The 26,987-nt window shown below is 67.3% G+C and carries 27 protein-coding genes and 1 pseudogene; 11 read left to right on the top strand and 17 right to left on the bottom strand.

Features of this window, described 5'->3' with window-relative positions; genetic code table 11:
• A partial coding sequence (locus L0U85_RS15535) for a right-handed parallel beta-helix repeat-containing protein (protein ID WP_241378670.1) occupies positions 1–2,414 on the bottom strand: 2,414 nt, incomplete at its 3' end.
• Positions 2,415–2,855: 441 nt separating this feature from the next.
• Between L0U85_RS15535 and L0U85_RS15530 the strand changes: the two genes are divergently transcribed.
• Complete coding sequence (locus tag L0U85_RS15530) at positions 2,856–3,020, top strand: hypothetical protein (RefSeq protein ID WP_241378669.1); 165 nt, start codon at positions 2,856–2,858, stop codon at positions 3,018–3,020.
• Between the two features lie 180 nt (positions 3,021–3,200).
• On the opposite strand, the gene L0U85_RS15525 is transcribed toward L0U85_RS15530, so the two are convergent.
• The 9 genes from L0U85_RS15525 to L0U85_RS15485 all read right to left on the bottom strand — a co-directional run bounded on the left by L0U85_RS15525 (position 3,201) and on the right by L0U85_RS15485 (position 9,331).
• Entirely contained in the window at positions 3,201–3,620 is a 420-nt protein-coding gene (locus tag L0U85_RS15525; protein WP_241378668.1) for an arsenate reductase ArsC, read from the bottom strand.
• Positions 3,621–3,681: 61 nt separating this feature from the next.
• Positions 3,682–4,764 (bottom strand): ACR3 family arsenite efflux transporter, encoded by a 1,083-nt coding sequence (gene arsB, locus L0U85_RS15520; RefSeq protein WP_241378667.1) that lies wholly within the window; start codon positions 4,762–4,764, stop codon positions 3,682–3,684.
• Positions 4,761–5,132: a metalloregulator ArsR/SmtB family transcription factor gene (locus L0U85_RS15515; RefSeq protein ID WP_241378666.1), complete on the bottom strand. Its 372-nt coding sequence runs from the start codon at positions 5,130–5,132 to the stop codon at positions 4,761–4,763. The genes arsB and L0U85_RS15515 overlap by 4 nt, the downstream gene beginning before the upstream one ends.
• A 149-nt stretch (positions 5,133–5,281) precedes the next feature.
• Entirely contained in the window at positions 5,282–6,049 is a 768-nt protein-coding gene (locus L0U85_RS15510; RefSeq protein WP_241378665.1) for an ABC transporter permease, read from the bottom strand.
• Positions 6,046–6,789: an ABC transporter ATP-binding protein gene (locus tag L0U85_RS15505; protein ID WP_241378664.1), complete on the bottom strand. Its 744-nt coding sequence runs from the start codon at positions 6,787–6,789 to the stop codon at positions 6,046–6,048. Before L0U85_RS15505 ends, L0U85_RS15510 begins: the two co-directional genes overlap by 4 nt.
• The gene (locus L0U85_RS15500; protein ID WP_241378663.1) at positions 6,782–7,342 is read right to left on the bottom strand and encodes a TetR family transcriptional regulator; all 561 of its coding nucleotides are present in this window, start codon (positions 7,340–7,342) and stop codon (positions 6,782–6,784) included. The genes L0U85_RS15505 and L0U85_RS15500 overlap by 8 nt, the downstream gene beginning before the upstream one ends.
• 166 nt (positions 7,343–7,508) lie before the next feature.
• A complete protein-coding gene (locus L0U85_RS15495) occupies positions 7,509–7,928 on the bottom strand; it encodes a nuclear transport factor 2 family protein (RefSeq protein WP_241378662.1) in 420 nt (139 codons plus the stop codon).
• Positions 7,919–8,722, bottom strand: coding sequence for an MBL fold metallo-hydrolase (locus tag L0U85_RS15490; protein WP_241378661.1), 804 nt, complete (start codon positions 8,720–8,722; stop codon positions 7,919–7,921). Before L0U85_RS15490 ends, L0U85_RS15495 begins: the two co-directional genes overlap by 10 nt.
• A 120-nt stretch (positions 8,723–8,842) precedes the next feature.
• Positions 8,843–9,331: a MarR family transcriptional regulator gene (locus L0U85_RS15485; protein ID WP_241378660.1), complete on the bottom strand. Its 489-nt coding sequence runs from the start codon at positions 9,329–9,331 to the stop codon at positions 8,843–8,845.
• A 360-nt stretch (positions 9,332–9,691) separates the two neighbouring features.
• Between L0U85_RS15485 and L0U85_RS15480 the strand changes: the two genes are divergently transcribed.
• A complete protein-coding gene (locus L0U85_RS15480; RefSeq protein ID WP_241378659.1) occupies positions 9,692–10,228 on the top strand; it encodes a VOC family protein in 537 nt (178 codons plus the stop codon).
• Between the two features lie 36 nt (positions 10,229–10,264).
• Here the strand turns inward: L0U85_RS15480 and L0U85_RS15475 are convergent, their stop codons facing one another.
• Positions 10,265–11,224, bottom strand: a complete 960-nt coding sequence (locus tag L0U85_RS15475) for a WYL domain-containing protein (protein ID WP_241378658.1) — start codon at positions 11,222–11,224, stop codon at positions 10,265–10,267.
• A gap of 99 nt (positions 11,225–11,323) precedes the next feature.
• Here L0U85_RS15475 and L0U85_RS15470 point away from each other — a divergent pair, with 99 nt between their 5' ends.
• Entirely contained in the window at positions 11,324–11,464 is a 141-nt protein-coding gene (locus L0U85_RS15470) for a hypothetical protein (RefSeq protein WP_241378657.1), read from the top strand.
• Positions 11,465–11,540: 76 nt separating this feature from the next.
• Entirely contained in the window at positions 11,541–12,665 is a 1,125-nt protein-coding gene (locus tag L0U85_RS15465; protein WP_241378656.1) for a glutathione S-transferase C-terminal domain-containing protein, read from the top strand.
• 253 nt (positions 12,666–12,918) lie between these two features.
• Here the strand turns inward: L0U85_RS15465 and L0U85_RS15460 are convergent, their stop codons facing one another.
• On the bottom strand, positions 12,919–13,764 hold the full coding sequence (locus tag L0U85_RS15460) for a pirin family protein (RefSeq protein WP_241378655.1): 846 nt from the start codon (positions 13,762–13,764) through the stop codon (positions 12,919–12,921).
• 496 nt (positions 13,765–14,260) lie between these two features.
• Complete coding sequence (locus L0U85_RS15455) at positions 14,261–14,821, bottom strand: YceI family protein (RefSeq protein ID WP_241378654.1); 561 nt, start codon at positions 14,819–14,821, stop codon at positions 14,261–14,263.
• 470 nt (positions 14,822–15,291) lie between these two features.
• Between L0U85_RS15455 and L0U85_RS15450 the strand changes: the two genes are divergently transcribed.
• Complete coding sequence (locus L0U85_RS15450) at positions 15,292–16,119, top strand: cellulose binding domain-containing protein (protein WP_241378653.1); 828 nt, start codon at positions 15,292–15,294, stop codon at positions 16,117–16,119.
• A gap of 444 nt (positions 16,120–16,563) precedes the next feature.
• Positions 16,564–17,061 carry a MarR family winged helix-turn-helix transcriptional regulator gene (locus tag L0U85_RS15445; protein ID WP_241378652.1) on the top strand — a complete coding sequence of 166 codons (498 nt, stop codon included), beginning with the start codon at positions 16,564–16,566 and terminating at the stop codon, positions 17,059–17,061.
• Positions 17,062–17,066: 5 nt separating this feature from the next.
• Here L0U85_RS15445 and L0U85_RS15440 read toward each other — a convergent pair.
• A pseudogene (locus L0U85_RS15440) lies at positions 17,067–17,327 on the bottom strand (IS110 family transposase); the annotation flags it as partial.
• Positions 17,328–17,520: 193 nt separating this feature from the next.
• On the opposite strand from L0U85_RS15440, the gene L0U85_RS15435 reads away from it, so the two are divergent.
• Together L0U85_RS15435 and L0U85_RS15430 are read left to right on the top strand one after the other, a co-directional pair.
• Entirely contained in the window at positions 17,521–18,456 is a 936-nt protein-coding gene (locus tag L0U85_RS15435; RefSeq protein WP_241378651.1) for an NmrA family NAD(P)-binding protein, read from the top strand.
• Positions 18,457–18,561: 105 nt separating this feature from the next.
• Entirely contained in the window at positions 18,562–19,350 is a 789-nt protein-coding gene (locus L0U85_RS15430; protein WP_241378650.1) for an SDR family oxidoreductase, read from the top strand.
• Positions 19,351–20,175: 825 nt separating this feature from the next.
• On the opposite strand, the gene L0U85_RS15425 is transcribed toward L0U85_RS15430, so the two are convergent.
• The gene (locus L0U85_RS15425) at positions 20,176–20,709 is read right to left on the bottom strand and encodes a transposase (RefSeq protein ID WP_241378690.1); all 534 of its coding nucleotides are present in this window, start codon (positions 20,707–20,709) and stop codon (positions 20,176–20,178) included.
• 36 nt (positions 20,710–20,745) lie between these two features.
• Positions 20,746–21,192: a MarR family transcriptional regulator gene (locus tag L0U85_RS15420; protein ID WP_241378649.1), complete on the bottom strand. Its 447-nt coding sequence runs from the start codon at positions 21,190–21,192 to the stop codon at positions 20,746–20,748.
• Positions 21,193–21,359: 167 nt separating this feature from the next.
• Here L0U85_RS15420 and L0U85_RS15415 point away from each other — a divergent pair, with 167 nt between their 5' ends.
• The 3 genes from L0U85_RS15415 to L0U85_RS15405 are packed head-to-tail and all read left to right on the top strand — an operon-like array spanning position 21,360 to position 25,015.
• On the top strand, positions 21,360–23,171 hold the full coding sequence (locus L0U85_RS15415) for an FAD-dependent oxidoreductase (protein WP_241378648.1): 1,812 nt from the start codon (positions 21,360–21,362) through the stop codon (positions 23,169–23,171).
• Complete coding sequence (locus L0U85_RS15410) at positions 23,168–24,169, top strand: SMP-30/gluconolactonase/LRE family protein (RefSeq protein WP_241378647.1); 1,002 nt, start codon at positions 23,168–23,170, stop codon at positions 24,167–24,169. The genes L0U85_RS15415 and L0U85_RS15410 overlap by 4 nt, the downstream gene beginning before the upstream one ends.
• 36 nt (positions 24,170–24,205) lie before the next feature.
• Positions 24,206–25,015 (top strand): SDR family oxidoreductase, encoded by an 810-nt coding sequence (locus L0U85_RS15405; RefSeq protein WP_241378646.1) that lies wholly within the window; start codon positions 24,206–24,208, stop codon positions 25,013–25,015.
• A 208-nt stretch (positions 25,016–25,223) separates the two neighbouring features.
• Here L0U85_RS15405 and L0U85_RS15400 read toward each other — a convergent pair whose 3' ends face one another.
• Positions 25,224–26,048 (bottom strand): site-specific integrase, encoded by an 825-nt coding sequence (locus L0U85_RS15400; protein ID WP_241378645.1) that lies wholly within the window; start codon positions 26,046–26,048, stop codon positions 25,224–25,226.
• Positions 26,049–26,987 lie beyond the last annotated feature (939 nt).

The raw sequence follows: 26,987 nt of genomic DNA, 5'->3' as shown, positions 1-26,987 counted from the left end.
CAGTACCCGGGCTCCTCCTCCGTGAGAATCCAGTGCTGGTCGTCGTAGACGGTGCCCTCATGCAGGATGACGAGGCCGTCGAGTTCGGAGTCGAGATACTGACCGGTCGAGTTGTTCCGGAGGCGGTAGGTCTGCCCGCTCTGCAGACCCGTGGCGTCGACGCTCACGTCATCGATGTGAGCCGAGCCCCGCTCGTTGGCGTTGGCGTACCAGGCGATCTGCGCTACGCCGGGCATGGCGTTGCGGAACGCGGCGTCTGTGACCACTCGCTGGCCGTCGACATCGAGGCTGTAGCTCTGGGCGTCGGTGTCGATGGTGATTGCGATCCGGTACCACTGGCCCGATTGGTACGAGCCCACGACGCTCGAGGAGTTCCCCTGGTACGCCAGGATGTTGCCATTGGCGAAAGCGACGCTGATCGCCTGCACCCCGTCAGTGTTGTACACATAGGGCAGGCCGAACCAGCCGCCCTCGGTGTCGTTGCGCATCACGCTCGCCTCGACGGTGACGACGCCCTCCAGGGGGTCGGCGAAGACGCGGGCGAGTTTGGTGCCGTCGACCCCACCGCCGTTGGCGGTCCGGGTCAGCCGAACGCTCTTGTCACTCGCCGACGGGGTCTCGACGACGTCGACCGCGTTGTTGGCCGAGGTGACCCGCCAGCCGTTCGTCCCACTGGCCAAGGGGCCGGTCTGAAGGCCGTCGAACGACTCGGACACCCCGTACACCGCGGAGCCGTCGGCTTCGAACGCGCCCATGTCGGTGGCCGTGCCCATCGGCACCGCAGCGCCGACGAAGTCGCGTGCACCGTTGTCTGCGACCTCTACGCCCGCTTCGCGGAACACCGAACCCTCCTGGAGCGCGAAGTTCTCGGCGGTGTCCAGCCGCGGCCCGTTCTCGTCCCCGTACGGCCCCGTGACGGCGCCGTTCACGAACAGCGGGTCGCCGACTACGGCGTCGCCGTCGGCCGACGGCGGGGTGATGTTCGACGAGTACCCGTTGGTGTGGTAGATCAGGTTGGTCGGCGTGACGAACCCGACGTCGGAGCGATCCGAGATGAACAGGTTGTTGTTCAGCGTCACCGGCCCGCTGGTGCCGCCCGAGACCATGTTCGGGGCGACGCTGCTGTAAAAGACGTTGTTGTAGACGTGCGCGTTCGTGCCCGACGTCTGGGACATGTGGAGGTTCCACCGTGTCGAGCCGGTGACGACGTTGTAGCGGACGACAGCGCTGCCGAACCTGAAATTGCTGTTGCAAGCGCAGAGGAGAATGCCGTCCTCGTTGTCGTGCAGGTAGTTGTACTGGAACAGCTGGTTGGTGGTGGCGATGTCGGGGTCCATGCCGTTGCCGTCGGCGCTGCCGTTGGCCCGTTCGGTCCCGAAGATCTCGTTGAACTGGACGGTGACCTGGTCAGCGGCGAAGGTCTCGATGCCGGACACACCGACGTTGTCGACCACGTTGTCCTCGACGAGGCCACCACGGACGTTGGTCAGGTAGACGCCGTTGGCGCCGAACTGCGTGTCCTTCTGCGTGATGTAGTTGCCGCGGATCGTGACGTCCGTGTGCGGTGTGAAGCGCGTGTCGCCGGCGGTCCGACGAGTGCCCCAGCCGGTCTCGACCGCGCCCGGAGCGTCACCGGTGTACTGCTTGACGGTGATGCCGCCGAACGAGGTGTTCTTGATCGTGGAGTTCTCCACGGTGATACCGGTGAGCACCGTCGGGTCGCCCGGGTTCTCGATGTCGGCCACCGAGGTGAGGAAGATGATGCCGCCGGTGTTCTTCGAGCGGTCCCAACCGGTCCCGAAGGTGATGCCCGGGGAATTGTTGGCGGTGCTGCCGCCGATCCAGTTGATCTCGCCGGTGACGTCGTGGACGTCGACCGAGTCGATCACGAAGTGGCGCAGTGTCTGGCCGTTGTCGCCGTGGACGCCGATGCCGCGGAAGTCGCCGAGGTTCTCCCCCGGTGTACTGGTCGACGGCACCGTGTTCGAGACGTCGAGGTTGCGGATCTCCCAGTACTCCTGGTTGAACAGGCGCACGGCTTCGGGGACGAGCCCGGCGCCGACGATCCGGGGTTTGACGCCGGTGCCGTAGCTGTCGATGGTGATCGGGGAGCCTGCGGATCCGGAGCCCTTGGGCCAGAGCTGCCCGGTCCAGGTGTCGCCGGACCGCAGGAGGATCTGGTCGCCGGCGCCGAATGTCGTGCCGTTCACTTTGTCCAGCGTCCGCCAGGGCTGGTCGGAGCTGGTTCCGGCATTGGCGTCATCGCCGGCAGCGCTCACGTAGTAGGTGGTGTTCGCGGCGGCGGCCGGCGCGGCGCTCAATACGACGGTCGCGATCGCGACCGCCAGTGCGCACACCACCGCCGCGGCGAATCGGGCAAGGGAAGGAAGGAGGGGTTTTCGGTTGGGGGGCATGGATTCGTCCTCTTCATTGAAGTTCGCATCATTCAGTTGCGGGGGCTGTCAGAGGGTGTCGTGCCAGAAAGTGAACGCTCACTATCTGGTGCCTCCTGAGGATAGTGATCGTTCACTCCGGTGTCAACATGTTGATATAAATCAATCCGGTGCCTCGAGAGACGTCCGAACGTCCGACCCCTCGGCGGCGCCGCGCCCTCCGGAGTCATCCGTGGCTCCGCGCAACAGCATCGCCGGCATGATCGGTGACCGGGCGAGGCGGTGGAGGGCGAGGAGGAACTCGGAACCGCCCGCCACTGTCTTGCCGAACCGGGGCTCAGAGCGCTCGCTCCGGCAAACTCGAAGGTCGTCCCCACCTCGGGTGAGTCCCGCTATGCTGCGAGCAAGCATCCGACACGACGAGTCCGCGCACTACCGTGCAGCGTGAAGGGAAAACCGTTCATGACATTCGTCTGGTTCATCGTCTGGCTCATCGCGAACCTCGTGGGCGCCCACGAGCCTCTGCTTTTCGACCCGGTCAACGTCTGGACCGGCACGCTGATCCTGGCCATCGCCCTCGACCTGGCTGCCGCGCACGCCGGCAACACCTCCAAGCGACGGCGATGACTCACTCCGCTGGCTCCGCTGCAGCCGCGACTGGACTGCCAAGCGCCTGAGCGGAAGCCGCGCCTCCCTGCGGATTGCGGCCTCCGGGCCAAGCCGCACGGAACCTGACGCGCTTCTGTGGGTGCCTGCCGGAACCCCCACTCACCGTTCGAAGGGCACCCTCGCGAACGGTCTCGGTAGTCAATCCATGGTCTCCTCACCAGGGAGGAGTTCGGCGATGAGGCCCTCGATGCGGGTCTTGATCTCGTCGCGGATCGAGCGGACGGCCTCGACACCTTGACCGGCAGGATCGTCAAGTTTCCAGTCGAGGTAGCGCTTCCCGGGGAAGACCGGGCAGGCATCGCCGCAGCCCATGGTGACGCACACGTCGGAGGCCTCGACCGCGTCATAGGTGAGGATCTTCGGCGACTCCGCGGAGATGTCGATCCCGACCTCTCTCATGGCCTCGACCGCGGCCGGGTTGACCTGGTCGGCCGGAGCCGATCCGGCGGAGCGGACCTCGACGCGATCGCCCGCGAGGTAGGCCAGCCAACCGGCGGCCATCTGCGAGCGCCCGGCATTGTGGACGCAGACGAAGAGGACGGACGGCTTCTCAGACATGGTGGTGATCCTTTTCTTCAACGGCCGCCGACCGTCGCGACACTCGGCGGGGCGAACACGGTCAGGCTTCCTGGAGTTCCGGGGTCCGGAAAAGGCGACGGGCCCAGAGGCTCACGTAGACGAGAGCAACCAGGACCGGGACCTCGATGAGCGGACCCACCACTCCGGCGAGAGCCTGTCCCGACGCGGCGCCGAAGGTCGCGATGGCGACGGCGATGGCGAGTTCGAAGTTGTTGCCCGCCGCAGTGAACGCGAGCGTCGTGGTGCGCTCGTAGTTCAAACCGACGGCCTTGCCGAATGCGAACGACCCGGCCCACATGACTGCGAAGTACGCCAAGAGCGGGAGGGCGATCCGAACGACGTCCATGGGCTGGGCGATGATCGCCTCGCCTTGGAGGGCGAAGAGGACCACGATGGTGAACAGCAGGCCGTAGAGCGCGAACGGGCCGATCTTCGACAGGAACCGCTCCTCGTACCAGTCCCGGCCTTTGCGGCGTTCGCCGATGCGCCGCGTCAAGTAGCCCGCGGCGAGCGGGACGCCGAGGAACACCGCGACGTTCAGGGCGATCTCCCAGCCCGAGACTTCCAGGCCCGTCGAGTCGAGGCCGAGCCAGCGCGGGAGGGCGTCGAGGTAGAGCCAGCCGAGCGCCCCGAAGGCGATCACCTGGAAGACCGAGTTCAGCGCCACGAGGACGGCTGCGGCTTCACGGTCGCCGCATGCGAGGTCGTTCCAGATGATGACCATGGCGATACAGCGCGCCAGGCCCACGATGATCAGACCCGTCCGGAACGCCGGAAGGTCCGGTAGGAAGACCCACGCGAGCGCGAACATCAGCGCCGGTCCGATCAACCAGTTCAGGACGATCGACGAGACCAGCAGCCGCTTGTCGGCGGTCACCGAGTCGAGCTTGTCGTAGCGGACCTTCGCGAGCACCGGGTACATCATCAGCAGCAGACCCGCGGCGATCGGCAGCGAGATTCCGCCGATCTCGACGGCGCTCAAGACGCCGCTGATACCGGGAACCCATTGTCCGAGGGCGATGCCGGCGAGCATCGCCGCGCCGATCCATACCGGCAGGTACTTGTCGAGGGTGGAGAGCCTGCCGCCCATCGCGGTCGCGGCGTTGGCCTCGGCCGTGGTCATACGCCGACCTCCTGCGGGACCGAGAGGAGGGTGGAGAGCAGGTCGAGCGCGGCGGGTTCGGCTCGGTAGTAGATCCAGGTGCCGCGGCGCTCGGAGGTGACCAGGCCGATCGCTCGCAGTACCTTGAGGTGGTGGGAGATGGTCGGGGCGGAGACGTCGAAGGCGTCGGTCAGGTCGCACACGCACGCCTCGCCGCCTTCGTGGGAGGCGATCAAGGAAAGCAGCCGCAACCGGATCGGATCGCCGAGGGCCTTGAACGACGGGGCGAGCCGCTCGGCCTGATCGGCGTTCAACGGCTCGTTGACCAGGGGAACTCGACAGTCGTCCATCGCGACCGGAGTCAGCGGGCCTATAGATTGCTTCGACATGCGTTTATTTTGACTGACATCTAAGCAGATCGGCAAGGATGCCGGACGTCGCCTCGGTCACCATTCGGGCGGGTTCGGGGCCTCGGGCTGGTGGCGGCGCGTCGGCGAGTCATCGACGGAGTGCGGCCGAGCTCGGATCGCGGTCTCGGTCAGCGGTCCAGCTGGAGCCGTTTCCAGGCCCAAGCCGTGAGCGCTGCGAACCCGATGGCGAAGGCGGGGGTCAGGGCAAGCTGGACGCCCGTGACCTGGTCGGGGCGCGACGCCCACAGCGCCGGTGCGGCGATCGGGAACCAGGCGCTCGCCTCGGGGAATGCGAGGACCGCGACTTGGGCGAGGACGATGAGCCCGATCGTGGCCGCGATGCCGGCCATCGGACCGCGGCCGAACGTCGCTGCCCAGGCCGCGGGAGCGGCGACGAGACCGCTCATGGCGCACAGGGTGAAGAGGCGGCCGAGTCCTTCGGCGATCGGCGCGTCGATTCCACCGAGCCCGATGGCGAAACCGGCCAGGGCCACGAGGCCGGTCAGGACCGCGGCCGCCACCACCGACCATCCGAAATGAACGATGAACTTGGCGGCCGTCTGCGCGGTGCGCGTCACGGGCAGTGCGAACAGGCCGTAAACCGTGCCGTCGGTGAACTCGCGGCCGAAGACCCAACTCAAGGTGATGCCGAACGCGAGGAGCGCGCCGGCCGCCACGATCTGCGTCACCGTGGCGATCATGAGCGGCCATCCGGCGACGTCGGCGGTCTGGCCGAGCTTGGCGGTGATCTGGTCGTTTCCGGCCTCGACCGCGACTGTCAGGGAGGCGCCGAGGATGCCGGTGCCGGCGATGAGCAGTACGGCTCCCGCGTACAGCACTCGGGCGGTCGCCGCCTTCCGAGCCTCCACCCACAGGGCGGCGCGCAGGCCGTTCACGACGGGCCGCCTGCAACATCGGTGCGCCGTTCGTCGTCGCGGAGCACGAGATCGAAGAATGCCCGTTCCAGTTCGGCACCGGCGCGGTCGAGCGTGCCGATGATCCGGCCGCGGTTCATGACCGAGATCCGGTCGGCGATACGGGCGACCTCGTCGAGATGGTGGCTGGATACCAGGATCCCCGCGCCGCGGTCCGCCCTCTCGCGCAACGTCTCGCGCAGTGCGATCACGCCGGCGGGGTCGAGGGCGTCGGTGGGTTCGTCCAAGATCATCAGGTCCGGTTCGGCGACGAGCGCGGCGGCCAGGCCGAGGCGCTGTCGGTTGCCCTTGGACAGTCGCGAGGCCCGCGTCCGTCGATAGCGGGTGATGCCGATCCGGGCGATGATCGCATCGACCGCGCCGGGCACGGCGCGGGCACGCAGACCTCGCAATCGCGCGGCCACTTCGAGATTCGCGCGGACGTCCAATTCGGGGTAGGCGAACGGGCTGTCGAGCAGGTGGCCGACCCGGGCCCATGCGGGGGCGGGCATCCGGCCGATCGCGACGCCGCCGATGTGAACCGATCCCGAGTCGAGCCGGATCATCCCGAGGGCGGCACGCATCAGGGTCGTCTTTCCCGCGCCGTTGAGGCCGACGAGTGCGTGCACGAGGCCGGGTTCGACCCGCAGCGTCACGCCGAGCACGCCTGCCGCGGGCCCGTAGGCGCGGACTACTTCGCTGACGAGCAGACGGTCAGTCATGACCTTGGTCCAAGACGTCCAGGGCGGCGCCGATGCTCTCGATGAGGGTCCAGTGCGGATCCTCGGCCCATGCGTACAGCGCGGTGGTCACCGCGGCCAGCACGGTCTGGGCCGCGACCCGGGCGGTGAACGGATCGGCGCCGCCCGCGGCAAGGCGTTCGGCGATGGCAGCCGATGTCACCTCGTTCTGGGTGACGGCCGCGGCGCGCAGCGCGGGCGTGCGGGCGACGAGTCGGACACGCCGCCGCACCATCACCAGATCCGCTTCGGACAGTCCCGACAGTGCCGACCGCAGGCCGCGGACGGCGCGTGCCAGCGGCTCCTCATCTCGTGGCCTGGCACTGACCACCTCGGCGATGACCGGGTCGAACGGGTCGGTCAGTACGGCCTGTTCCTTGGCGCCGAAGTGACGGAAGAACGTCATCTCGGTGACCCCCGCCGCGCGCGCGATCTGGGCGACGCTCGTGGCCTCGAAACCTCGCTCCTCGAACAGCGCCAGCGCGCATTCGCCGAGTCGCGACCGGGTGCGTTCGCGCTTCGAGGAGATTGCCATGAACGTAATGTTAGTCCATAACATTCATGAGCGCAATATCTCGCTGGGAGTCACCGGCCACGGCGTGGACTCACGGACGGAGCTGGGCGGCCGCGCCCGGACAGATCGACGCCGAGCCGCAGCGGGCGGTCGGCGTCGATCAAAGCGTTCAGCGGGTAGTGCTGCCCTATGACATGGCCTCGCGGACTTTCGCGGTGTCGACGAACTGCTCGAACCGGACGATGAGCCCGCCCCTGACGGTGAAGTGGTGGGCGACGCGCACATCGATCGGCTTGCCGGTGGCTTTGTTGGTCGCCGTGTAGCGGGCCAGGACGACGACGTTCTCGCCGTCGACGACGTAGGCGTCGTCGTGGGCGGTCCAGTCGATCCAGTCGGCGCCGAGGCGTTCCATCACGTTCGTTGTCACGCCCTCTGGCGTGCTGTAGGTGCCCGCCAGCGGGAAGCCCGCCATCTCGGTCCATTCCACATCGGGTGCGAGTGTGGCCCGCAGGGCTGCCAGGTCGCCCGCGGCCGAGGCGAGATACTGACGCCTGACGACGTCCCTCGGAGCCGTGGAGTTCGCGAAGCCGGTCTCGTTCAGCCCCATGCCATCTCGCCCTTCGCCACCTTACCGCCGATCTGGGCGGCGACCAGCAGTTCGGCGTCTGGGTAGCGGCGCTCCAGCTCGCTGGTGACCGCCGCGCCGTCGGGCTGCTCTTCGAGGACCTCCTCGAAGGCGAGGAGGTAGTCGCGGGTGTAGCGGACGGCTTCGACCGTCGCGGGCGCGCCGGGCTTGCGGTGGCCGGGGATCACCAGGGCAGGATTCAGAGCCTCGATCTCGTCGAGTGCGTCACGCCAGACCTTGCGGGCGTCGGCGTCCGTGTCGGCGGTCCACACGTGCTGACCCGCGAAGACGAGGACGCCGCCGACGACGGCTCGCTGGTCGGCCTGCCAGAGGTAGTGCCGGTCGGCCAGCCCCGGGACACCGCCTTTGAGCTCGAAGCGGCTGCCTTCGAGGGCGATGTCGCCGTCGAGGACCTCGAGGTCGACAAGGCGGGTCGGCAGGTTCGTCCCCGCCGAGGCCCAGGCCTTGAGCTTGCCCTCGTAGGAGTGCTTGATGTGGTCGATGACCGGTGCGGTGGCGACGAAGCGGGCCTCGGGGAAGGCGTCGGCGAGGACCTCGGCCCCGAAGTAGAAGTCGGGGTCGCCGTGGCTGATGTAGACGGTGGTGAGGGTCTTGCCGGAATCGAGGATCTCGGCGGCGAGGCGGTGCCCGTCGGCACGGGTGAAGCCCGCGTCCACCAGCAGGGCCTCGTTCTCGGCTGTGATGAGGGTGGCCGTCTTGGCCTTGTTCCCGGCAGGGAAGTCGAGGTCGAGAATCTTGATTTCCAGTGCGTTCATCATGGCTCCTCGTAAGGTGGCTGCGGGCCCCGCGCGACACGAGGCCGATTCATCTGATTAAACAGTATCTGACTAATCAGATATTTCCATATGACTGGATGAGGGTTCGAATCACATCGACTATCGCAGGCGGCCTACTGAATCGCGGGCTGAACGACTGAGGATTCGCAGGTCGTCGGCGAACTGGCGGCGGTGTTCCACGGGCAGTGGCTCCACGAAGTAGCGCTCGATGTTCGCGAGGTGGACGCGCGCCGCCTCGACGACCTTGGCCTCCCCGGCCGCAGTCAGCCGCACCAGGCGACCGCGCCGGTCACCGGGATTGGCCACGCGTTCGACCAGCCCGGCGGCCTCCATGCGGTCGATCAGCCGAGTCACCCCGCCGGTGGTGAGCACCTGGGCCCGGCTGATGTCGCCCATGGGCATCCCGGAGTCGTCGGCCCGTCCCAGGATCAGCAGCACCTCGAACATCAGGTGAGTGATCCCGCACGCCTCCTCGATGGCACGCCCGAGCAGGTATTCGAGGCGGTTCGCCGCGCCCAGCAGCCGCCCGAAGGCCAGCACCGAAGCGTTGTCGGCGGCCTCCTTGGCCGTCGTGATCTCTTCGCCCACAGTGCCCCCTTTTCAGTGATCCCAAAGATACGACAGTGAGTGAGCGAGCCTGGGCCACGTTCGAGAATTGAGGAACCGTTCTAGTGAATCTGTTGTGCTGCAACATGATTCAGAAAGGGCTGCCGACCCGGTGCTATGGCAGTTCCTGAGCTGAAGCAAGCTGGCTACGCTTGCGCAATCCTGACCCGCTTCGATTTCGACGCGTCGGTCGTTCGATGTGGAGGACGCTATGTGTTCACAAACTCCCAGGACAGAACACCTAGCCGCCCTTCGGTCGAAATCGAGGCGGATCAAGGACGGGTTCTGACCTGGTTGCCGGTGACGATGAGGGAGTCAACCACCGAACGAAAGGATGTTCCAATGACCGCGCTGCCTCCCGTCCCGACCGGCTCGAACACCGTGAATCCGTTCATCGTCGCCGACGGCGCCGCCGACCTGATCGACTTCCTGATCGAGGTGTTGGGGGCCGAGGAGGTCCCCGAGGCCCGGACCCTCGACACCGACGGACTGATCCTCCACGCCGAACTGCGCGTGGGCGACTCGCTGCTGAGCATCGCGGACCGCAAGCCCGCCTGGCCGTTCACGCCCGCGCTGACCCGCGTCTACGTCGACGACGTCGAAGCGGTGCTCGCCCGCGCCGAGAGGCTGGGCGCACGGATCGTCACGCGCCCCACGGATTTCTTCGGTGACACCCTCGCCCGGTTCCAGGACCCTGCCGCTAACCTTTGGTGGGTCTACCGGCACCATCCGGACGCCGCACCCGAATGGTCGGACGACGCCAGTGAACGGCAGGCCGAAGGGGACTCCGACTGGAGCGCCTTCAGCACACCCGAACTTGAGTACGTCCACTCGACCCTGACCGAGGCGATGGGTTCGCTCCGCGACCCCCGGATCTGAGGGGCGATCCGTGCCGGCCGGTGACCGTTCCGAAGGTCACCGGCCCAGCGCGTCGAGCATGCCCCGCAACAGCACCCGCAGCTCGGCACGCTCAGGCTCGGGCAGCTCGACCCGATACCCGGTCCCGGCCGGGAGCCAGGACAGGCCGTAGGCGATGTCGCGCACGTCCGCTCCGCCGACCGGCCAGCGCGTCCGATCCGGGCCCTCCACCGTCGCACCCCGCGCCCACTCCCCGAACACGGCCCGGAACCGCTCGATCGGCAGGTCGACGATCGCCGCAGCCTCGTCGGTGCGAGTCCCCCAAGTCCGCGCGACGGCGACCAGATCCTCGACCCGCTCCGGCGTCAGCGCGCGCGGCGCGAACCCGACCCGCAGCTGCTCGACATTCGCCAGCCGGTCGACCCGGAACGTCCGCCAGTCGTGACGGTCGAGGTCCCAGCACACCAGGTACCAGTCGGCGCCGATCGGGACGAGGGCATGGGGCTCGACGCGGCGCTCCTCGCTTTCGCGGTCTTCGGGCCGGTAGCCGATCCGCACACGCTCGCGATCGCGGCAGGCGAGCGCGAGATCGGTCAGCACCGCCGTGGACACCCCGCCCGGTCCTGGCGTGCTCTGGAGGGCAGGGGCCAGTGCGGTCACGCGTCGCCGCAGCCGCGACGGAAGCACCTGTTCGAGCTTCGCGAGGACCGAGAGCGCGAATTCCGCGCCGCGGCGCATGCGGCCGGCCGCGACCAGGCGCAGGCCGATCGCGATCGTGACGGCCTCCTCATCGGACAGCAGCAAGGGCGGCAGCGACGCGCCGGCTTCCAGCCGGTACCCGCCGTGCGCGCCGGGGGCTGAGTCGATGCGATAGCCGAGGTTCCTCAGCCGCTCGACGTCCCGGCGCACGGTCCGGACCGTGACCTCCAGGCGCTGGGCGAGTTCGGGAGCGGACCAGTGCCGATGAGACTGCAGCAGATTGAGCAGGGCGAGCGCGCGGGCGGTCGGGTCGGACATGGAGCGATCTTCCCTCGTGACGGTGACAGGTTCCGTCCGCGGTCCTGGGACGACTTCATCGTAGTGGGGCGTTCTTCCACGGCATCACCTTTACGCGCTGTGCTTCCTTTCGGGCGAGCGCAACGCGACCGTGCAGCGACCCCCAACTGCACCTCGCAGTGGCTGAGCGCGTGGAACCCGCCGTTCATGAACGTCCCGCTCATCATGGTCCCGCCGCTGGTCATGTACGTCTTCTTCTGACGGATCGTCGCCGGGATGACCTCCGGGGCTGTCAAGGGTTGAGCGGCGGACCGCCGATCCTGCGTAGTCTGAGGCCATGGAAGAGAATCGAGCGGACCAGGCCGGTCCCGAGTACTCCACCAAGGGCTCCTATGTCTCCGGTGAGGAGTTCACCCGGGACACCAACTACATCGAGGACCGTGTCGTGGCGGATGTGGATGCCGCGAGGTCTGCGCCGACCGAGCCGTCCTCCAAGATCGGCGACCCGCGGATGGCCGGCCTCACCGAGGGCGCCCAGGCCTGGCCGGTCGAGCCCGGACGCTATCGGCTCGTCGCCGCGCGGGCCTGTCCGTGGGCGCACCGTTCGATCATCATCCGCCGCCTGCTCGGCCTCGAAGGCGTGATCTCGCTGGCCACCCCGGGGCCCGTGCACGACGTCCGATCCTGGACGTTCGACCTCACCGACGACGGCCGCGATCCCGTGCTCGGCACCGAACGGCTGCAGGAGAACTACTTCAAGCGCTTCCCCGACTACCCTCGCGGCGTCACCGTCCCCACCCTCGTGGACATCCCCTCCGGCGCGGTCGTCACCAACAACTACCCGCAGCTGACCTTCGACCTGTCCACCCAGTGGGCCGCTCACCACCGCGAGGGCGCGCCGGACCTGATCCCCGCCGAGCTGATCGACGACATGCTCCCGGTGATCGAGCGCCTGTTCACCGACGTCAACAACGGCGTCTACCGCCTCGGCTTCGCCGGGTCCCAGCGCGCCTACGACCGTGGCTACGAGCGGTTGTTCGCCGCCCTCGACCGGCTGGAGGAGCGCCTCGCCGACCGTCGGTACCTCATGGGCGACGCCATCACCGAGGCCGACATCCGGCTGTTCACCACGCTGGTGCGGTTCGACTCCGTCTACCACGGCCACTTCAAGTGCAACCGGAACAAGCTCACCGAGATGCCGAACCTGTGGGGCTACGCGCGGGATCTGTTCCAGACGCCCGGCTTCGGCGACACCGTCGACTTCGACCAGATCAAGCGCCACTATTACGTGGTGCACGAGGACCTCAACCCGACCCGGATCGTCCCCGCCGGGCCCGACCTGGACAACTGGCTCTCCGACCACGGCCGAGAGCGGCTCGGCGGGACGCCGTTCGGCCGCGGCACCGCCCCGGGCCCGGTCGCTCCCGAAGAACGGCCGCCAGGGGCGAACCCGCTCTATTAGCGCCTTGAGGTCCCCCCGATTCTCCGGACAGAATGCCTCGCAGAAGCGTCCGATGTAGCCTTTCTTGGCTTCGGTTTGGACACGGCCTCGAACACCAATAGGTCGAGGTCGAGGTGTCGACCGTCCGAGAAGCCGCCGCCGAGCGGAATATCGTCCGGTCGGGACCTGCAGGGCGCGGTCGTCTGCGGCCGCGTTCGGACGGGGCCGGGACCCAGCGGCACAGCCGCTGCCATTGCTGACCAGACGGGGTCGGTCAGCGGTCGTAGGCGAGGCGGGCCTGGCGAGGAACCGGGCCGAAGGTGCCGGACCGGAAGTCGCGGAACGCCTCGTCGATCTCGGTGCGGCTGTTCATGACGAACGGGCCGCCGAAGGCGACCGGTTCGTGGAGTGGAGTTCCGCTGTAGACCATGACGCGCGTCGGCGCGTCGCCGTCCGGCACGGCCAGGTGCAGCACCGTTTCGTCCACGCCCGCAACGGGGTCGGACCAGCCAGTCTGGCCCGCGGCGACCTCGCGCCCGCCTATGAGCGCCCGGCCACTGATGACGTGCGCGAAAAGGCGGTGCTCGGCGGGGACGGCGAGTTCATAGGACGCCAGCGGATCGATGGCGGCGACCAGGCCCTGTACCGGCTGGTGCGTCTGCGCGGTCCCGGTCACGTCGCCCACGGTGCCGGCGTGGATGTCGAGGACGACGCCGGGGGCGCGGACGTGGCGCATGGCGGCGCGGGTGAGGTCCTGGTACCGCGAGTCGGTCATCTTCTCGGTACGGGGCAGGTTGAGCCACAGCTGCAGCACGTGGGCATGCTCGTTGCGGTAGGCGAGCTCCCGGTGGATGATCCCCTTCCCGGCGGTCATCCACTGCACTTCCCCGGGTTCGAGGGCGCCCGCGTGGCCGAGGTTGTCACCGTGCTCGAGCACGCCGTCGACCACGAGGGTGACGGTCTCGAGCCCGCGGTGCGGGTGCCATTCGAAGCCGGGGCTGGAGAACCAGTCCTCGGCCATGGTCAGGAACGGGTCGGTCAGGGCGGGATCGGTCGGGGCGAAGGCGAGCGCCTTGTCGTCGACCTGGGCATCAGGGCCCAGATGTTGACTCTTGTCCACTCGGGCCAAGCTCCGGTGGTATACAGATGCACCGCTCATGATCTACCTCTGCTCGAAAAAAGTAATTGACACGTCATGGAACGTGCTGGGCATGCGATCTATTCCGATGCCGGCCTCGGCTTCTGCCTCATCGGGGTCCTTGCTGATGCCGCACATTCCACCGTCAACGCCTTCGGCCTGGATCGCAGCCCAGCGGCCACTTCCTCGACGGTCATGTTCAGCGGCGCCAGCTCCTCCGAGGTGAGGGACTCCGGAAGGAAGCCGATGAACCTCGGCGGACGGACTCGTCGCCGAAGGCCCACCGCAGGTCGAAAGCGGGAACGGACGCCGAAGCGCTCCTCGGCCTCGTCCAGTGGGATCAGCCGGGCGGCGACCGGGCCCGAGGCTTTCGCGTGAGCGGGTGTCACAATGCTGATCAGGGCGCACAGGGCTTGAAGTCGTCGCGCTCGCCCAATGGTTTTGACTTGCGCGCCGCGACACGGTCACGTGGTATCGGCTACCCAGTCGGAGCGAGTTCGGTCTCGAACTCGACGCCCACCTCGTCGGCCAGCTTGAGGGCACCCATGAAGACCGAGTACGGCCCGATGCCCCACCGCGAGAGCACCACAATCGCGGTGCCTCTGACACGACGAGGACCGATCATGGCGCAGTCGACCGTGATCGGGCGAGTCCGACCGACGATCGAAAGATCGCCATGGACAGCGAACGAGTCGGGCGACCTGCTGATGTGAGTGGACACGAACCTGATATCCGGGTATTTCACGGTGTGCAGCAGCTGATCGCCGCGCAGGGCCCGGACGATTTCGGCGCGATCGCCGGCCGTGAGCGGCTTGAGCCCCCCGGTGCCCTCGATGACGATCAGGGAGTTGACCTCCACTGCCATGGCCACGCTGCTCGAAGCGGGCTCGGTGGTATCGACCGAAACCCTCCCCTGCCAACGCGATGCTTCAATCGTCAGATCATGCCCGGCTCGCCGCCCCAGACCGGCACGACCGGTACGCAGGCGCAGCCGTCCGCGATCGGACCCGAAGACGTACGTGCCGCCGTCTATCGCCACCCCAGGTCTCCACATGCTGTAGGAGCCAAAAATTCTTGCCAGCATGCCAGATCCCACAGTCACCCGCATCGCGGCATCCCGCTCAGAGACGCCGAACTCGTTTCAACTTGACTGGGCACTACACGGCCCCGGCCGCCTGCCAGCACGTCCGACAGCTCCGTAGAAGACAGTTCGACCTGGGTACGTCGCCCTCTTCACCGGCGCCTCTCCCCTGACCAGCGAACCGCGCTCGCTGCGTCATTCGCCGCCGGGACCAAGCAGAAAGACCTTGCAATTCAGTATGGCGTCAGTATTCGCAGTGTCAAGCGCCTGGTTCGCGCCGCACGAAACGCGGGAGCGAACGTCCCTCAGCTGCATACGTTTTGAGGTACCCGATACTCATTCGCCCGAGAATGACGTATATATTGACATGTATCAATTCAATTGGGCATAATGGACTCACGGCCGAGACCGAACCAATTGGAGCCCCCATGAACCACCCTCGAATCCTCCCGGTGGCGTTGGCAGCGGCAGCCGCCCTGCTGACGGTGTTCGCCGCCGCCCCGGCGAACGCAGCACATCCCGAATCCGAACCGCAGTCCTTCAGCGCCTGGGCCCCGGGCTCAGAAGAGTGCACCTACCTGGGGACTGTCGGCGAGATCAGTCGCCGCGCCAACCACACGCCCGAGAAGCCGCGCGTCGAGGTGACGGGCTCGAGGTCCGTGGCGGTCCCGGGCGGCACCGAGCCCGAGCCGTGCCCGCCGGTCGCAATCGCCCCCCAGCAGATCGAGTTCACGTTCTCCGGCGCGGGTCTCCCGCTCGGTGAGCACAGCGTGCCCTTCCCCGCGAATACGTACCCGCTTCCGGACTACGCGTTCGCGTTCGAGGCCCCGACCTGGATCGACGCCGTCGAGATCGCCATCTGCCAGGAGCGGAACCCCGATGGCTCGACCTGGCCCGGCCGCTGCGGCGATTCGCACACCATCGAGTTCGACGCCGATCCCGACCCTTACTGCGAGTACGAATACACGATTCCGAACGTCTGGGGCAGCGGCTACCAGGCCCATATCGGCGTTACCCCGCTCGTGGAGGACGCCCAGTGGTGGGGCGTCGAAATCGACCTGCCGTTCACAATCCACCACATCTGGAACGCCGATGTGACCCAAGGCGGATCCCATGTCATCATCACGCCGACCTCGTGGAACAACACGATCCCGGTCGGCCAGAGCGCGTATGTCGGATTCATCGGATCCGGGGATCCGCCTGCGCCGTCCGATATCCGGGTCCACGTCAACGGTGTGGATTGCGTAGAGGCTTGACCGGCGAGTTACCGGCGGCTCGGCGCCGAGGACCGGGCATCCGCCCGGCCCTGGGTGTGTCCGGCCGCGGCCGCCGTCAGTAGCTGAACCTGACAGCCGCGTCATCTCCGATCCACTGCCACATTGGAACGGTGCCGCCGAGCTCGGCGTTCGACAGCAGATCACGCTTGTTGGCTCATACGGACTGCGGCGGGATCTGGCCCAGATTCGATGGTGTTTGTGGCCCTGACTATCTGGCTAGTAGTGCGGCGGAAGATGCTTGAGTGACCTTCGCCAGCCGTGATGGCGGAGTCTTGTTCGCGGGCAACGGAAGGCCTGCACAGGGCCGTGTTACGAACTCTGGCCCAGAATCCTCGCTCCCCGGGCTCGGCCCGGACGCCGGGGCGAGTCTGGTCGGTCACACATTCTTGCTGACGTGTCAGCAATCGGGTTACGGTTGCTGACATGTCAGGTAGAACGACGGCGCGGCAGCGGCGGGTGTGGCAGAACTTCCTCGTGCTGGGCGAGTTGGTCCGCCGCGAGACCGCGCGCGAACTATGGGAGGCATCGGGGCTGTCCGAGCCGGACTTCACCGTGCTCGCCCGGCTCGCGGCTGCACCGGATGCCGCGATGCGATCAACCGAGTTGGCTGCGGTGCTCGACTGGGACACCAGCCGGATGTCGCACCAGCTGCGCCGCATGGAACAGCGCGGTCTGGTGCAGCGCTGTCGCGGCACCGACACCGACGGCCGCGCCGCCATCGTCAGCCTGACCGACGAGGGTCACTCGGCCTACCGGCGCTCGCTCGGTCCGCACTGGCGCTCGATCAAGCACTGGTTCCTCGACGGCATCGAGCCCGAGCAGACCGAGCAGCTCGACACGATCCTCCAGACGCTTCTGGGCCACCTGCAACAGACACAAGACAAGGCCACACAAGACGAGGCTTCGAAGGAGTCTCAATGATGTTGTCAAGCCCTGACGGGGGCCGTTTCTTCGAAGAGGCGGTCGTCGCGCAGGAGCGCCCAGAGGACGCTGGCGCGTCTGCGGGCGAGGGCGATGACGGCCTGGGCATGACGGCAGCCCTCCGCGCGTTTCTTCGCGTAGTAGTCCCGCTTCGGTCCGGGTCTGATGATGCTGGTCTGGGCGGACATGTAGAACACGCGCCGCAGCTTGCGGCTGTAGCGCTTGGGCCGGTGGAAGTTCCCGGTCCTCCCGGACCGCTTACTAACTTACGGAGACCTCATGACCACCACCGTCGAACTCCCGAGCTGGGCTCAGCGTCGGTGAGGTCCAGGATGTCCTTGACGCCCTGGCGGCCCCAGTGCATGACCGCCAGCCGCTACTTACCCAAGCCCGTGCCTGGCAAAACTAGAGCGCTCTAGATCCGCGACACGTCACAGAAACCGAATCCTGGAAGGAATCATGGACACCAAGATCGACCAGAAGATCATCGCCCTGGCCGGTGGCACCGGACGCCTCGGCAGCCTCATCGCCGAGGCGGTCCTCGCGCAGCCGGACACGCAGCTGCGGCTGCTCGTACGGCCGGCCAGCCGCAGCAAGATCGCCCACCTGGAAGCCAAGGGTGCGCAGGTCGTGGAGGGCGAACTCGGCGCCAACGCCGCTGAGTCGGCCGCTGGGGCGCTGGCCGCGTTCACTGCCGGCGCGACCACGGTCGTCTCCGCCGTGCAGGGCGGCCCCGACGTCATCATCGACGGACAGACTGCGCTGCTGCGCGCCGCCCGCGACGCGGGTGTGCGGCGGTTCATCCCCTCGGACTACACGCTGGACCTGTTCAAGCTCCCGCCCGGGCAGATCCTGCCCTCCGACTGGCGCCGCCAGTTCGCCGAGACCGCTGACGCCGAACGGGGCGAGGCCGAGGTGGTCAGCGTGCTCAGCGGCGGCTTCCTCGACCGCGGCGTGCTGTTCGACTGGCTCCGCCTCATCGACCCCGACACCCAGACCGCCTACCTGTGGGGCGACGGTGAGGCCACCGTGGAATACACCACCTATGCCGACACCGCCCGCTACACGGCCGCAGCCGCGCTGGACGACACGCCGATCGGCCGGGTCCTCCCGGTCGCCGGCGACCGTCTCGACTTCCACGGCCTGGTCGCGGCCTTCGAGAAAGCCTCCGGCAAACGGCTGCGCGTCGAGCAACTCGGCTCGCTCACCGACCTCGACGACCGGATCGCCGAACTCATGGCGCGCGATCCCCAGAACGTGTTCGGCTACTTCCCGCTCATGTACAACCGCGGGCTGCTCAAAGGCGAAGCCACGCTGCCGCCGCTGAGGAACGACCGCTACCCCTGGATCCAACCGACCACGGTCGAGCAGTACTTCGGCGCCGAGAAACTCTGACAACCCACGGGGCCGGTCGATCCCCAGCGATCGACCGGCCCTGAGCCGCTTGAGGCGCTCGTTCACATCCGAACCTCTGATCCATCAGTTCATGGAAAGGGAATCATGGACCTCGACATCAACGGCAAGACCGCCCTCGTTACCGGCGCCGGCCGCGGCATCGGCCTGGCCATCACGAAGGCGCTGGCCGCCGAGGGTGTGCGCGTAGTCGGCGCGGCCCGCACTCTCACCCCCGAACTCAAGCAGGTCGCCACCGCCACCGTGGCCGTCGACCTGAGCACCCGTGAAGGGGCCACGACCGTCGTCGACCGGGCGATCGAGAAAGTCGGCGAGATCGACTTTCTGGTCAACAACATCGGGTGGGGCGACTCGGCGGCCATGGGCCTCGGCGGCGTCCTGGACGTCAGCGAGGAGCAATGGCAGGCGACCATCGGCCTCAACCTTTTCAGTCCTGTCTGGACGACCAGGGCCGCGTTGCCGAGCATCGTCGACCGGCGCGGGGCGATCGTGAACATCTCCTCGATCAGTGCCCGCCTCTCGGCGATCGACCCGATGGGCTACGGCGAGGCGAAAGCCGCCCTGACGATGTTCGGCAAGCGCGTCAGCGAGGAGTTCGGGCCGCGGGGCGTGCGGGTCAACACCGTCTCCCCAGGCCCGATCGGCGGCCGGACGTGGCGCGGCGAGGACGGCTTCGGCAGCAAGCTCGCCGAGGCCGCAGGCGTGCCGCTCGACGAGTTCCTCGCCGCGCTACCCGAGCAATCCGGAATCGCCCTGCGCCGCCTCGGCGAACCCGAGGAAGTCGCCGACCTGGTGACCTTCCTGCTCTCGGAACGGGCGGCGCACATCACCGGCGCCGACTTCGTCATCGACGGCGGCACGATCAAAACCGTGTGACCACAAATGCTGGCGCGGCGCCCGCAACTCGCCGGTTGCTGCCTGTATCCCGCCGCGGTCAACTCCCCTGAGCCGTTATCGTCTCGGTTGTCGCTCCTGGGCGGACAGGAGACTGCGGACGTTGCTCCTGTCGGCCTTAACAACCCGAAACCTGGTGATCTCCTCGTGCTGCGCGGCCAACCGCGACAGTGCCGTAGTGCGAAATGCCGTCAGGCCGGCGTTTTCTTTGTCCAGGGCGGACAGTCGTTCCATGAGGTGGCGTACCTGTTCCTTCAGTCGCTCGATCTGCGCGTCGCGTGTCGGCGATAATGCCAGCCTCGCGAAGGTGATCGCGGCGGCGTTCGAACTCTTCCTTGAGGTGCAGGTAAGTGGTGTAGAGCGCGGCGCGGGTGACACCGCTGACGGTGGTGAGTGGGTCGCGAGGTGCATCAGCGAAAGGGCCGTGGCCGGGAACAATCGCGAGACTATACCCGGCCACGGCCGTTCACATCTATTCACAACCGGTCACACGTGTTCACACGCGGCCACAAGTCGGCCTATGTCTCGCTTATTCGAACCCAAACCCGCAGCTAGATGGCCTATTGCAACACCTAGCCGGCCCGTTGCCCGGCCATCGCTGGCGGACGCCAGGACGGTGCTGACTGCAACACCGCTTCCTTAGGTTGTTATGCCTGTTCAGGAGCGAGTTTCCAGATAGTGATGGTGTAGTCCATGGTGGTCGTGGCAGCGGTGTCGCTTGTGCGTGCGGCGGCGCGGTGGTTGCCCCGTCGTCGTTCCCTCGGCGCTTGTCTTCCCTTGCGGGGCTTGACGAGTTTCCGCTTCAACTCACGGACGGCCCGGCGGAGCATCATCGTCAGGGCCGAGGGGGGAAAAGGCCGGACCGATCCAGGCGACGGTCCGGCGGACGAACGAGCGGGCTGCGGCGAAGCTGATCCGCTCGGGCCCCACGCCGGCTTTGAGTGCGACGTGCCCGACCAGATCGCAGATGGCCTGGTAGAGACACAGCAGGCCCCAGAACTCGGCCCGGACTCCTTCGGGCGAGCGGGAGCGGAACACCACCTCGGTCCCTCCACGCAGCTCGGTCTTGACCTCGTCGAAGACCTCCTCGACCCGCCATCTGGCCCCGTACAGGCCCGGCAGGTCCTCGATCGGGTAGGCCACGGTGTCGAACAGGTTCGTCACCAGGGTGATCGTCTCGCCGATCGTCTCGGCCCCACTCACGCGCTCACGTGCGGTCACCGAGTACTGGACCACCCTGACCGGGATCGGCGCTTTCCCCTTGGCCCGCAACTCGGACCGCCACGAGCCATCGGGGAGCACCTCGATCACCGGAAGCGGGAACTGGGCGCCGATGCGCATCACCACGTCGGCACCGGTGGAGCGGACAGTCGGAATCTAGGGCGGTGGCGCTCCGGTGCGGGTTCGGAGCGCTTGCAGCTCCCGGTTGACGGCGCGCATGCCGATTTCGAGGGCGTGAAGTTCGTCGAGGCTGAGTCCGTCGATGACATCGTTGCCGAGTTCGGGCCTGGCTCCGAGGATCTCGGCGACGACCGCTCTGCCGAGCCTGGTCGGGCGCAGGCGCCGCACGCGCTGGTCACCGTCGTCGGGGGCCCGTTCGATGAGGTCCTGATTGACGAGGCGGTCCATGAGCCTGGACATCGTGGGTATGGAGACCGCGAAGTCGTCCGCGAGGCCGCTGGTCGTGGACGACTCCCTCACGACGATCGAGGAGAGCACCTTCAACTGCTGGATAGTGAGTTGCGTCTCCATGAGCGGCCCGATGATGCGCGGAATGGACCGCGCCGAGATCGCGACCGACAACGATTCGATGCTTTTGCGCACTTCACGCCTGTCCTGGTTCGTCACCCCTCCACGGTAGTCGCTCGCGGAACTCCGACTGGCCGATTTAGTTAGCTTTAAGCTAACCTCTTTGCAGGACGTATCCGGTGCGATGCCGTACCGGGTCTGGACCCATCCCAGCCCGAACCTCCCGAACAAAAGGAGACAGCATGGAAGAGTCCCAGCCGGCCCCGATCGATCTCGAAGCGATCCGCGAGCGGTACGCATACGAGCGCGACCGCCGCATCCGTCCCGACGGGGCCCGCCAATACCGCAGCGCCGCAGGCGAGTTCGGCTACTACGCGAAGGACCCCTACACCCCTTTCACCGAGCGCGAGCCGAAGACCGACGGGGTCGACGTGCTCGTCATCGGCGCCGGGTTCGGGGGCCTCCTGGCCTCCGCGTCGCTGCGGGACGCCGGGTTCGAGTCGATCCGGCTCATGGATGAGGCCGGCGACGTCGGCGGCACCTGGTACTGGAACCGGTACCCGGGCGTGCGCTGCGACGTCGAGTCCTACGTGTACATGCCGCTGCTCGAGGAGACCGGCGCGATGCCGACCGAGCGGTACGCCAAAGGCGAGGAGATCCGCCGCCACGCCGTGCGCATCGCCGAGCACTACGACCTGTATCGCGACACGCTCTTCCAGACCCGCTCCACTTCCCTGACCTGGGATGAGGGCCAGAGCGAATGGATTATCGAGACCGACCGCGGCGACCGCTTCAGCGCCAGGTACGTCATCACCTCGACCGGCACGCTCACCCAGCCAAAGCTCCCCGGCATCCCCGGGATCGAGCGCTTCCGCGGCCACACCTTCCACACCAGCCGCTGGGACTACGCATACACCGGCGGCACCGCCGACGGCAACCTGACCGGGCTGGCCGACAAGCGGGTCGCGGTGATCGGCACCGGCGCGACCGGCCTCCAAGCCGTGCCGCTCCTGGCCGAGAGCGCGGGCGAGCTGCTCGTGTTCCAGCGGACCCCGTCCACAGTCGACGTCCGCGACAACCGCCCCACCGATCCGGAATGGGCCGCCTCGCTCAAGCCCGGCTGGCAGCGCGAGCGCATGGAGAACTTCCTCGCCGTCCTCGCGGGCGAGCCCGTCTCCGAACTGCTCGTCACCGACGGATGGACCGCCACGGTCGCGTTGCAGCGCAACATCATCTCCGGTGCCGTGGACGATTCCCTCTCCGACGAGGAGCGGGCGCTGCGCGACGAGCTGGACGACGCCGCCACGATGAACCGCATCCGCGCCCGCGTCGAGGAGGTCGTCGCCGACCCGGCCACCGCCGAGGCGCTCAAGCCCTGGTACCGGTACATGTGCAAGCGCCCCGGGTTCTCGGACCACTACCTCCAGGTGTTCAACCGGCCGGGCGTCACGCTCGTCGACACCAGTGACACCCAGGGCATCACCGCGATGACCGAAGGCGGGATCGTCGTCGGCGACAAGGAGTTCGCGGTCGACTGCGTCGTCTTCGCCACCGGCTTCGACACCGGCGTCTCCGGCGTCATGTCCGGCACCCTGCCGGTCACCGGACGCGACGGCCGGGGCCTCCTCGAATCGTGGGCGACGGGACCGCGCACCCTGCACGGCTTCTACAGCCACGGGTTCCCGAACCTCTTCCACCTCGGCGCCCTTCAGAACGCCAACTCGGTCAACTTCGTCCACATTCTCCAGGAGCAGGCCGAGCATGTGGCGGCTGTCGTCGCCCGTGCCGAACGCGCAGGGGCCCAGCGCATCGAGCCCACCGCCGAGGCCGAAGAGCAATGGCTGTGCACCCTGCGGGAGACGGCGCGCGACACCACCGCCTTCCAGGCCGAATGCACGCCGGGCTATTACAACGGCGAAGGCACCCGGTCGATCACCGGCTTCTCCTATTCGCCAGGGCCCGTCGCCTTCCACCGGCTGCTGCGCGAATGGCGCGAGGGCGACATGAGCGACGTCCTCGTGCACGAGACCACCGCCGCGGAGGTGGCCTCGTGAAGCGCCTCCTCATCACCGGTGCACTGCTCGTCCCGCTCGCCGCCGGATGCAGCGCCGACTCGGCTTCCGCCGAGAAGGACGCGAACGGGCCCGAGCACCAGACCGCGGACGAGCTGATGCAGGTCACCGAACCTCATGCGCTGTCCGGCGGGACCCTCCTCGAGGGCCCGGTCTTCGACGAGGACGGGCGGCTGTTCCTGGTCGACGTCATGGCACCGCCCGGAAAACCGAAGGTGCTCCGTGTCGACGTCGAAGCGGCGACCGCGCAGATGGTCTACACCGACGAGACGAGTGCCTTCACCTCCGCCCAGATCAATCCGCTCGACGGGCGCCTCTACCTCACCGACATCATCGGCGGCGCCGTGACAAGCATGACCTTGGAGGGGACCGACCATCGGACGCTCTTCTCCGGCGAGGTCGACGGGACCGCGATGCAGCCCGACGACCTCGCGTTCGATCCTGAAGGGAACCTCTACATCAGCGACACCCGCGGCATGCTCGGCCCCGGTTGGGAGACCCCGGGGCGAGTCGTCCGCGTCAGCGCCGAGGGCGAGGCCACCGTGCTCGCCGCGGATCTGCCCTCTCCCAACGGCATCACGTTCGACGAAGGCCACGGCGGCCTGTGGGTCGCGCAGTACAACGCCAACCGCATCGACTACTTCGCACTCGACGAGACGCGGACCGAGGTGACCGCCGCGTACCCGGGCATGTACGTCAACGGCGGCAAGGCCCGTGTCGACTCGACCGCGGTCGACGCCGACGGCAACGTCTACCAAGCCTTCCACCTCAAACCGGAGATCCACGTCTACGGCCCGAACGGCGACCTGCTCGAAGTCATCGCCGTCCCCGAAGACGCACCCGACCTCGACACCGCGACCAACATCGCCATCAACCCCGGGACCACCGACGGCGTCATCACCGTCAGCGGACCCGACGGCGGCTACCTCTACACCTTCGAGGCCCTCGCCGAGGGCACCCGTCAATCCAACGGCGGATGACCGCCGGACCGCTGCAGCAACAGAAGGGCAATCGCAATGCAGACAGCAGGGAAGGTCTTCGTCGTCACCGGCGGCGGCAACGGGATCGGCCGCGAAGTCGTCCTGGGCCTCATCGAGCGCGGCGCGAATGTGGCCGCGGTCGACCGCAGCGAGGAGGGCCTCGCCGAGACCGCGCGTCTCGCTGCCACGGCCGATGGGCGACTGTCCGCGCATGCGCTCGACGTCACCGACCGCGCGGCGGTCGAGCGGCTTCCGGCCGAAGTGCAAGCGCTGCACGGCCAGGTCGATGGCGTCCTCAACGTCGCCGGGATCATTCAGCGCTTCGCGCGCGTGCAGAACCTGGGACACGACGAGATCGAGAAGGTCATGGCGGTCAACTTCTGGGGCGTGGTCAACATGGTCAAGGCGTTCGTACCGGTGCTACTCGAACGTCCTGAAGCGAGTCTGGTGAACGTGTCCAGCATGGGTGCACTGGCGCCAGTGCCCGGGCAGGCCGCCTACGGGGCCAGCAAGGCGGCGGTCAAGCTGCTGACCGAGGGGCTGTACGCGGAACTTCGCGGCTCGTCGGTCGCGGTGACCATCGTCTTCCCCGGCGGTGTCGGGACTGACATCCTCGCCAACTCAGGGGCCGAAACTCCTGCGAGGGTCGCTGCACCCGCACGCGCCGACTCGAAGGTGACCAGTGCCGCCGACGCCGGCGGGCAGATCATCGCCGCCGTCGAGAAGGGCACGTACCGAGTCCGCATCGGCGGCGATGCCCGCCTGCTCGACCGGCTTTCGCGCCTCGCCCCGCAACGGGCGACCGCGCTGATCGCTGACCGGATGCGGTCGCTGCTCGACAACTGATCAGTCACGCGCCCTCCAGCGGTGCGGAGGTGTGTTCGGGCGGAGCGCCTCGTCACCGCATTCGCGGGATATTGAATCCGAACTGCGAGTCCACTCTAGACATCGAATTCAGCCCTACATCGCATACGAGCGCGCAGCAATCCTGGCAGGGTATCCGTGCCAGGCGATCCGAACTTCGGTCTCGGCCTTCAGCGTCTTCGAGTGTCGCTCATGACTTTTCGGAAGTCGGGCTGCTGGTGTTGAGCTCGTGGCGGCGTAGCACTTTCCAGACGGTGGACTTGTCGATGGCGATGTGCTCGGCGGCGAGGTGGTCTCTGATGAGTTTGGGTCCCCAGCCGGTGCGCTGTCGCAGGTCGCAGATGCGCTGCTCGACTTCGGGACTGGTGCGGCGGGTCTGTTCGGCGGAGCGGTCGCGGACGGTCGGGGCGGGGAGCAGGTCGGCGGGGAGCGTCAGGCTGCCGGCGAGCAGGGCGGCGGCGCGCTGATCGATCTCGGGCCGCCAGGCGGCGTAGATGTCGGTGGTGGTCGAGGGGGATTTGTGGCCGAGCCGGTGGGCGACGTCGACGATGCCGATACCGCCGACGATGAGTTCGGTAGCGGCGTAGTGGCGCAAAGCGTGGGGGTGGGTGTCGATGCCGATCGACTTGCCCATGTCCTTGAAGCGTTTGCTGAGGTAACCCGCTGAACCGGGCTTGGCGTGGTCGGCCTTGTAGGAGTACAGGTATTCCTCCCCGGTCGGTCCTAGGCCCAGGGCACCGCGGCGTTCGGCGATGCGGTCGCGCAACGCCTCCAAGAGTGCCATGGTCGCCGGATCGAGCGCGAGCCACCGGGCGGTGCCCTTGACCTTGGTGCGGTCGAGGAAGATCAAGTTGCGATCGAAGTCGACGTGCTTGAGTTGGGATCGGGTGATCTCGGAGCGGCGGGCGCCGGTGACCGACAGCAGCAGCACGATCGTTCCCCAGTCCGGGTTCTGGGTGAACGCGGCCTCGATCAGCGCGACCACCTGGGCGGTCGTCGGTGCCTTCGGGATCACCAGCGGTGCCTTCGGCCCCCGGATGCGCTTGGACGGATCAGTGGCGAGCCAGCCCCACCGAAACAGCATGCCGCATGTGCCAGTGATAACACTGTGGACCTTACGCAGCATCGACGCCGAGGCACGCGTGCAGACATGGGACTTGCAGCGCCGACCACACCGATGGCCGGTCAGATCGCGCACCAGGCGGGCGTTGCGCCTGCCCGGCGGATGATGTTCCATGCGCATGCGGCCTCCGCAGCGGATGCGGCACTTGCCGATGTCGCGGTAGAGCCCCTCCGCAGCCTGTACAAAATCGCGCCCGAGCGAGCTGAGAGCGATCGCACCCAGTGCGGGAATGACGTGCGTCTCGGCCAGATCGGGATTGTCGCTGACTTACCGCTGCGAGTTCTCCTGCTGCGACGTACTCGTCGCGGGTGATAAGCCAGTGCCGGACTGCGTCGCCGAAGCTCCATGTGCCTGCTGCCGCCTTGCCGCCATCGGCCAGGGCGACCAGCCGCACGCGAGTGGCCTCGGCTTCATCGCGGTCCTTACAGGACTCGGTGAGGTAGAGCTGCCTGCCAGTCGCGGGATCGACGCCGTCGTAGACACGGACTTGGAAGGCATTCCCGCGAGACCGGATACTCCCCCGCGGACGTGACGGTTGCGAACGTTTGTAAGTCATACTCCCATCATGACCATGGACAATCCCATGGACAGGGGATCAGCCGCGTCAAGCCCACCGGAGAACGACCCCGTCTACCTGCAGATTCATCAGCTACTACAGGCGCATTCGAGTCTGCGCGTGCCCGATTTCGGACCAGGTCGAAGTCCCGGATCAACCGCCGATTAGCGACTTGACCTGCGACTTTGAGCCATTGTCACCCCGGAAACCGGCTTTGATCTGAGCCGCCTGTCAGCTATTAATCCGGAACTGTCAGGTTGGGTTGTGGGTCCTAT

Source organism: Glycomyces sp. L485 (assembly GCF_022548875.1).
GTDB lineage: Bacteria > Actinomycetota > Actinomycetes > Mycobacteriales > Micromonosporaceae > Glycomyces.
Note: the sequence above shows the minus strand (reverse complement) of the source record. Positions and strands in the feature narration are given on the sequence as shown.